Annotated in this window: 1 protein-coding gene; it reads right to left on the reverse strand. The window is 74.9% G+C overall.

The genetic code is table 11. The features are described from left to right. Positions 1-502 precede the first annotated feature (502 nt). A complete protein-coding gene (locus ACFWA7_RS20805) occupies positions 503-1,249 on the reverse strand; it encodes an endonuclease/exonuclease/phosphatase family protein (RefSeq protein ID WP_385824481.1) in 747 nt (248 codons plus the stop codon). Between the last annotated feature and the right edge of the window lie 36 nt (positions 1,250-1,285).

Genomic DNA, 1,285 nt, shown 5'->3' on the forward strand with positions numbered 1-1,285 from the left:
GGGCTGATCGCGCAGTTCCTCGCGCCCCTCCTTGGCCCGGCGTTCGTCTGCGAGTTCCGTGCGGGCTGATCGCGCAGTTCCTCGCGCCCCTAAGGGCAGAACGGGGCCCGGCCAGATCCCGTCCCGGCGGCGCGAAATTCAGCCCCTCCGGCGTTCGAGGTGCGGGCCCCTTCAGGGGCGCGGGGAACTGCGCGACCAGCCACCGACGACCCGCAGACGAAGGGGGCCGGGGCGCAGCACCCGGTAACCCACCCACCCTCGCGCAGGGGCCGGGCGGAGCCCGAAGCGGGGGCGGGTGGGTAGCCCTCGCGGGGGGTATCGGGGGCGAAGCCCCGTAAGCGGGGTGCAGGAGCCGCAGGCCCCGCCCGGGGTGCAGGAGCGCAGCCCCACCCCGGGGTCCGGGGGCGCGGTCCCACCCCGGGGTCCGGGGGCGCAGCCCCCAGGAAACCCATCTCAACTCACCCCCGCCCCCGGAGGGTTAGGGGAACGGGCGGGGTGGGGGCTACACCCGGATCCGCAGCGCCGCCAGTACCGGCAGATGATCCGTCGCCCCCCGGAGGTCCCCCGCCGTCACCCCCGCCAACCCCGTAGGGACCCCGCACCCCAGCACCTCCACCCCCTCCGTAACGAAGATCGCGTCGATGCGCTGATGGGGGTCGGCCGGAGTCGACGTGTGCTCCGTGCCCCAGGGGCGTACCGCCCAGCAGTCCTGGAGGGCGTTCGCCAGGCGGCGGAAGGCGCGGCCGTCGGGGCGGTCGTTGAGGTCGCCGCCCGCGACCGCGTGGGGCACGTCCAGCGCCGCCAGATGGTCGAGCAGCATCCCCGCCTGGGCGTCGCGCTCGTCCGCCTGAAGGCTGAGATGGCAGCTCAGGACGGAGAGCCGGGCGCCCCCGACCCGTACCACCGCCGACGCGAAGCCGCGCCGGTGCAGACCGGGCGTGAGCGGGAGCAGGACGTCCTCGGTACGCTCCACGGTGGCCCGCAGCGAGCACAGCAGCAGCGGTCCCGCGGCCGTGGCGCCGCCGCTCAGGACCACGAGGTCGCACGCCGCCGCGAGCCGCGCCGCGGCCTTGCGCCAGCGGAAGAAGCGCGGCGCCTCCTGGATCAGCACCAGGTCCGGGTCGCAGGCGCGGATCACCCGGGCCAGCGCCGCGTTGTCGTCCCGCATCGAGCGGATGTTGTAGCTGAGGACACGGATCACGGCCGAGCCGTTCTCCGTACGGGACGCGGGGAGATCCGTGAGCGGCATGGGTGGCATCGGGGGCATGGGCCACAACATAGAGCC

The sequence above is a fragment of the Streptomyces sp. NPDC059994 genome (assembly GCF_042737755.1).
In the GTDB taxonomy this organism is placed as follows: Bacteria; Actinomycetota; Actinomycetes; order Streptomycetales; family Streptomycetaceae; genus Streptomyces.